The sequence below is a fragment of the Candidatus Nanosyncoccus nanoralicus genome, from assembly GCF_004138405.1.
Lineage (GTDB): Bacteria > Patescibacteriota > Saccharimonadia > Saccharimonadales > Saccharimonadaceae > Nanosyncoccus > Nanosyncoccus nanoralicus.
Genome location: NZ_PRLL01000025.1, coordinates 1 through 6199, shown reverse-complemented (window position 1 = coordinate 6199; position 6199 = coordinate 1). Strand labels below are relative to the sequence as shown.

6 protein-coding genes and 1 tRNA gene are annotated in these 6199 nt (G+C 41.1%); 5 read left to right on the top strand and 2 right to left on the bottom strand.

Going from position 1 to position 6199, the window contains the following annotated elements; translation table 11 throughout:
• The 5 genes from G3KMM_RS02845 to pth form a co-directional block, all read left to right on the top strand.
• The coding region (locus G3KMM_RS02845; protein WP_206660651.1) for a hypothetical protein at window positions 1-255 on the top strand (255 nt) is incomplete at its 5' end.
• Window positions 256-333: 78 nt separating this feature from the next.
• Window positions 334-410, top strand: a tRNA-Glu gene (locus G3KMM_RS02680).
• A 95-nt stretch (window positions 411-505) separates the two neighbouring features.
• Window positions 506-1933, top strand: a complete 1428-nt coding sequence (gene der / locus G3KMM_RS02675; RefSeq protein ID WP_129605241.1) for a ribosome biogenesis GTPase Der — start codon at window positions 506-508, stop codon at window positions 1931-1933.
• 217 nt (window positions 1934-2150) lie between these two features.
• Entirely contained in the window at window positions 2151-3857 is a 1707-nt protein-coding gene (locus G3KMM_RS02670; protein ID WP_129605238.1) for a PhoH family protein, read from the top strand.
• A 135-nt stretch (window positions 3858-3992) separates the two neighbouring features.
• Window positions 3993-4511, top strand: coding sequence for an aminoacyl-tRNA hydrolase (gene pth, locus G3KMM_RS02665; RefSeq protein WP_129605235.1), 519 nt, complete (start codon window positions 3993-3995; stop codon window positions 4509-4511).
• A gap of 16 nt (window positions 4512-4527) precedes the next feature.
• Here the strand turns inward: pth and G3KMM_RS02660 are convergent, their stop codons facing one another.
• Together G3KMM_RS02660 and dprA are read right to left on the bottom strand one after the other, a co-directional pair.
• On the bottom strand, window positions 4528-5022 hold the full coding sequence (locus tag G3KMM_RS02660) for a helix-turn-helix domain-containing protein (RefSeq protein WP_129605232.1): 495 nt from the start codon (window positions 5020-5022) through the stop codon (window positions 4528-4530).
• 13 nt (window positions 5023-5035) lie between these two features.
• Window positions 5036-6016, bottom strand: coding sequence for a DNA-processing protein DprA (dprA, locus tag G3KMM_RS02655; RefSeq protein WP_164998493.1), 981 nt, complete (start codon window positions 6014-6016; stop codon window positions 5036-5038).
• Window positions 6017-6199 lie beyond the last annotated feature (183 nt).

The window sequence follows — 6199 nt, the reverse complement described above, 5'->3', positions numbered from 1 at the left end:
GACACCGATGCAGATTCCTGGGACTCTGGCGCCAATCAACCCGACTATTTTGATCATACCGCCTATGATATTAACGATCCTACTGATGATGATAATCTCGAAGATGAAGGTGACGAAGATAATCTCGGTAACATGTCTGATGAAGATTTTCGTCGCCAGAATGATGGACTTGATCTTGGTATGAGCGGCAAACCACGCGCCTTCATTGAACTTGATGATCTAGATTATAAAGACCGCACCTTCGACTGTGACTAGTCCATAAAACCCCATTCTTGCAGACTCTGGCCTTTTTCTCTTGCCTTTTTATTCATAAAATGTTAATTTTAATGTACTGGTTCCGTCGTCTAGTGGTCTAGGACGTCTGGTTCTCATCCAGAAAATCGCGGGTTCGACTCCCGCCGGAATCACCAAATCAGCAAATTTCCTAGAGCCTTCGGGCTCTTTTTCTAGCTACACCATATTCTCCATATTTTACAAGTATATTAAACTATGTTAAAATATATGCATGAAGAAGCTTCCTATTGTTGCATTAATTGGCCAAACTAACGCTGGTAAATCCAGCTTATTAAATCGTCTGGCTCATAAAAATATCGCCATTGTTGCCCGTGAAGCTGGCACCACTCGCGATAATGTCGTTGCAACAATCGACAATGCTTTCACCCTTATTGACACCGCTGGTCTTAAAAACCCAGAAGATGACTTTGAGGCCTCCATTCAAGACCAAATCGAAGACGCCATTGAAGTCGCTGACCTCATTCTTGTTACTGTCGACTCCACGAAGTATCCTGATTTTCGTGATCTTGAAATTTCTCGCTCTGCACTAAAGTCCAAAAAGCCAGTTTTTCTTATCCTTAATAAGTCAGACCTCAAAGAATCTCTCGAACCTTTTGAATATCTCAAATTTGGCATTAAGGAGACTGAAATCTTTAAAACCTCCGCCACCACCGGTTTTGGTATCTCCGCCCTTAAATATCATATCTTTGAAGAACTCAAAATCACGCCCAAGGCTGAAGCTGCCGAAGAATCCAAAATCAATCTCGATGAAAATGGTAATCCCCTAATCAAATTAGCTCTCATTGGCCGCCCAAATGTTGGAAAATCCAGCCTCTTTAACCGCCTTGGTCAAAAACAACAAGCCATCGTCAGTTCCAAACAGGGAACCACTCGTGATATCAATCGTATTCGCATCAAGTTCAAAGGCCAAACTATTGAAATTCTTGACACCGCTGGACTTAGGAAGCCTGGCAAACGAGAAGTCGGTATCGAAAAATTCTCTGCCATTCGCACTCTCGCTGCCATCGAAGAGGCCGACATCTGTGCCCTACTGATCGATGCAAAAGAGCCACATTCTAAACTCGATCAATCTCTTGCTGGGCAAATTATTGAAGCTGGCAAGGGAATTATTATGGTCTTAACTAAGGCCGATCTTCTAGATAACTCCACCCCTGTCACCTCCAATTTTGAAGATAAAACAAGAACCGTCGAATACACTGAGATTGATCATATCCTAAATCAGCTCGAACGCGATTATAATTTCTTATCCTTTGCTCCTGTTCTTATCACCAGCTCTGAAACCGGCAAAAATGTTACCAAATTATTTGAGCTAGTTACCGAAATCGACATCGCAAGACACACCGAAGTCAAAACCTCTGACCTAAATAAAATTCTGCGCGAAGCTACCGCCTCTCACCCCCCAGCTGGTCTTAAGAATACTCATCCAAAGCTCAAATACATCACTCAGACCGACACCTGCCCTCCATGGTTTGTTATTCACGGACGTGAAATGGAGCTTTTGCATTGGTCCTATAAGCGCTATTTGGAGCGCAAAATCCGTGAGATCTATCCTTTCATTGGCACCCCAATTATTTTCTCCTTCCACAATGATCGTGCCAGCGGCCCACGCAAATCCTATCGCAATCAAAAACAAGACTAATCTTTACCCCAAATCGCCTATCTAATAAAGGCTGCCTTCTTGTTTTTTGTCAAATTCTTCATAATCCCTCTAATGCTTGCATTCATTGGTTCTTATGCAATAATATCCCCAAGTAGGTATCGTACCTATTTTTCAGTAATCGGTAATTTTCCGCTGTTTGATAAAACAAATATCGAAAATTACCAAGTTAAGTTCTTTACAAAAAAGGAGGGATCCCATGAAAAAGATGGAGACCAAGCTGTCAACTCACAGCAAGACTATGTTTATTCGTAATATATACGAATGTGATCTTATTAATTATTTAGACAAGAAATATCCAGTCTGCTTAATTGATAAAAGTATTCTGCTAACTTGTCCAGAAATCATTCCGACAAGTCAGGGTTGGCAGATCGCAGACAATAATCTGCAGATTACAGGTAAGCATTTTGTCATTCCGACTTCTGTTATTTTGGAGCTTGAGGAACAGAAACGACAAGAGGGACTTGATAGTTTTACATCTAAGGATTTACTATTTAGAATACGTCTGTTATTAGTTGAGACCGACTATCAAACTGATCAAAAGTCAAACGGAAATTTGATTTCAGCCATCTATTTCCGCCAGACCGACACGCTATTTTCTGTTTTTGCTAATGTATCGGATGCCGAATTAGATCTTCTTGGCTTAGCTTTTGGCTCAGGATATCTTCGTCAGAAGAATAAGTATCCTCAGATTCAAACCGAGCACCAAGAAATTCGCACCGCGCAGCTAATTTCGGCAGCAAACCAGATCACAGAATCATTAATCAGTTTTCAGGAAGCACCTGCCGATGGATGGACCGAGGATCAGTATGATACGATTCAGCAAAAACCGACAGTTGAAATATTGACTTGCAATAATCTTGTCAATATTTTGGCCCGTGCGAATGGTATAAAAACTAGCCCGTTCGAGTTTACAAAGCGTCTCTATACTGGCAGAAGAGATATCATCGTTCCGCCTGATTTTTACAATATTTTTCTCGCTTCAAAAGATGGTATCGATCATCAAACTTGGCAGGAATATTTTCCAGACGAACCAGAACTCATCGCCAACGAGTTTATCAGTATGACTCCTAACCTTGAGTTGGATGATCTTGACATTATCAGCCCCGCGCGTGACCAATATGCTCATATCGGTCGCTTTGACCAAAAGACAGACAAAATCGTGCACCTCGCTCACTACAAGAATTTTGGGATTAGACTTAAAAACGAAGGTCAAGCTATGTATGCCGAAGCCATCTCTAATCCAGATATTTCTGTAGTTTTTGTGACCGGTTCGGCTGGAACTGGCAAAACTTTCCTTTCGGTACTTGGTGCCATTAAAGCGTGTGATCTGGGAAAATTCTTACAGGCTACAATTGTACCTTGCAGTATCGACATTCAACGTACACTTGGCTTCTTGCCTGGTGATCTTGATGACAAGATTGGGCCAAACATTGCTCCGATTAAGAATGCCATTCAAAATTACGTTAAGTTAACCAATGGCAAGATTAGTAAGACCTTAGAAAACACCCCAAATAGCTGTGACAAGCAACGCAATCTTAAAGATTCACAGGACACAATCCGCACCGAAAGCGATAAGTTGTACAACAAGCATTTTAAGAATATACCTGTTGAAGCTGCACGCGGTCTTGATTTTGCCAACATGTTTGTCATTTATGATGAATTCCAAGATCAAACACCAGATCAAGCTGACATGCTGTTAAAGCGTATTGCTAAGGATTCTAAAGTCATCATCTCTGGCGACATCAAACAGGTTCATCAACATGGCCTCTCCAAGCAGAATAACGGTCTATCCTATGCCAAACAACTATGCTCAGGACTGCCAATGGTTGCTCAAATCGAGCTTAAAGACATTGAGGTAGTTCGTAGTGAATTTGTTCAGGCAATCGTTGCTAGACAATCATAAAAGTAACAGCCTAAAGCAACAATCCGGATAACCAAAATCTTCGCTAAACTTCTTCACATTTTTTAAATGAATGAAGTTCTCCTTTTGAAGCCACCTTTATGGTGGCTTTTTCCATTTTAGGATATAATTTGTCATATGAAACTTATTATTGGCCTTGGTAACACCGGCCGCGAATATGATTTTACTCGACATAATATCGGCTTCCTCGCTTTAGATTATTTTTTTAAACTACACGGACTATCTTGGCAGACTAATCAAAAGTTCCATTCAATCTGGGCAAAGCATAATGACATTATATTTCTTAAGCCACAAACCTTTTATAATGAAGTCGGCCTTGCTGCCAAGGAGTGTGCTAGTTTTTTTAAGATTGATCCGATCAATATTTTAGCCATCTGTGATGATTTTAACCTTGAGTTCGGTCAATTACGCTTTCGTGAAAAAGGGAGTGATGGTGGTAATAACGGCCTCAAATCTTTAACCAATTATCTTCACACTACCGACTATCCACGACTCCGCATTGGTACTGGCAACCCAGAACTACGTCAAAAAATCGGTGACACTAATTTTGTCCTTGGTCATTTCACTCAAACCGAAAGGGAATTACTACCAAACATTCTAACTGAGGCCGCGCATCGCATTTCAAACTTGTCATAGATCTCCATCATTCTTTTTATCCCATTTTGCCATACTCCTGCTTAATTTTATTTTTCATCAAGACATGTCTGACATTTCGATCAATTTTCCAAAGCATTCTCCCCATCATCACCCTTTCATCATGAGTAAAACCGTTAAATATCTCGTCTAGATACTTCCTCTGCTCTAGCATGATATAGCTTGCCACGAAATTACCCTCTCCCGCCACCGTTAAATCCACACATTTCTGATTAAACTGCTGACTGCGCCGATGTATATATGAGCGCTCCTCTAATCTTGAAATCGAACGCGTAACCGAAGTTTCACCCATATTATGGCATTCTAAAATATCACTTAACCCATGCCGAAGCTCGTTGCACCTGATAAATCCCATAATCTTCACTTCGGTCAAACTTAAATTAAACCTGTTTGCAACATTTAATGCATGGATCTTACGCAATTTATCAATTCGAGCCAAGATATTTACCGTATCTGTATTAGAAATACTTTTAGGTAAATTATTATTCTCCATTTTCTTTTTTCTCCTAATCAATCAACATCCATCGATTACCACCGAGCGCCTTAATCCGTCCCTTAATTTGCAGATCAAAAATTGCCATTGTAAAATCAGAAACTGTCATCATTACCCCATTCTTTTGTATCGCCTCCAATATTTCCTCCCCATCCGATCTTCCTTCCTGTATTCTTTCTAAAATCTGCGTTTCCGCCTTCGAATCTCCCTTTAAAATCCCCCTTTTCTGCGTTACAGCTTTCTTAACTCTAAACCCCAGGTCCAGTAGTATTTCCTCTGTCTCCGTAAAAGCCACTGCCCCTCTCCCCAAAAGTTTATTACATCCTCTCGATCCATCTCTCGTCACGTCTCCTGGCACCGCATATACTAAATTACTTTGTTCAAACGCATGGTGTGCCGTATTAAGAGACCCCGATCTTATATCTGCCTCCACAACAATCACAATATCCGATAAGCCAGAGATCAACCGATTTCTCTGCAAGAAAGCCGCCTTCCGCCCCGACTGTGATTGTAAAACTTTTGCCAATTTCTCATCTTTTAACACCTCCTGCCACTCTGGATATTCTGAGATAACCGCGCCCTTCTTTTGAACTATTTCTTCTGCCAGCCCTTTGTGGCAGGCTGGATATATTTGATCAATCGGCGTACCCAATACCGCCACGGTCATTCCACCCGCATCAAGAGCAGCTCGATGTGCTACCGAATCTTTACCAAAAGCCAAACCTGAAACCACCACCACGCCCTGACGAGCAAGCTCGTAAGCAATTTTATAGCCCTGTTCTCGCCCATAATCAGTACATTTTCTTGCGCCCACCACTGCCACGGTCCTCGGCCGCCCTCTCCCCTCAAATGCATATCTTGCCTCAGTCTCACTAAACCTTTCATCCATACTCGGCATTTCCCCAAAGTAATACAACTTTTTAGGCTTAAGCGCAATAGCTGAAAGACGCGCCGTAAACTGCGTATCTTCAGGTGTAATCCTATTGATTTCCATACAAATACCCTCCATTTTTTACTTGATTATTTAATATCTTTAGTTTTAAGTATTGACATATATATTTTTGTATGGTATACTTCAACAAGTTAGAGGTCGAAGCACAAAAAAGGCACGATCTCTACACCGCACCTAAATAAATCATAATTTCTGTTACCAATATAACAGAAGTTGCGTGTTCTT

Bases quoted from the DNA above. Each gene is read 5' to 3' on its own strand.
- pth (WP_129605235.1), top strand. From the start codon at position 3,993: ATGAAACTTATTATTGGCCTTGGTAACACCGGCCGCGAATATGATTTT.
- G3KMM_RS02660 (WP_129605232.1), bottom strand. From the start codon at position 5,022: ATGGAGAATAATAATTTACCTAAAAGTATTTCTAATACAGATACGGTA.
- der (WP_129605241.1), top strand. From the start codon at position 506: ATGAAGAAGCTTCCTATTGTTGCATTAATTGGCCAAACTAACGCTGGT.
- dprA (WP_164998493.1), bottom strand. From the start codon at position 6,016: ATGGAAATCAATAGGATTACACCTGAAGATACGCAGTTTACGGCGCGT.
- G3KMM_RS02670 (WP_129605238.1), top strand. From the start codon at position 2,151: ATGAAAAAGATGGAGACCAAGCTGTCAACTCACAGCAAGACTATGTTT.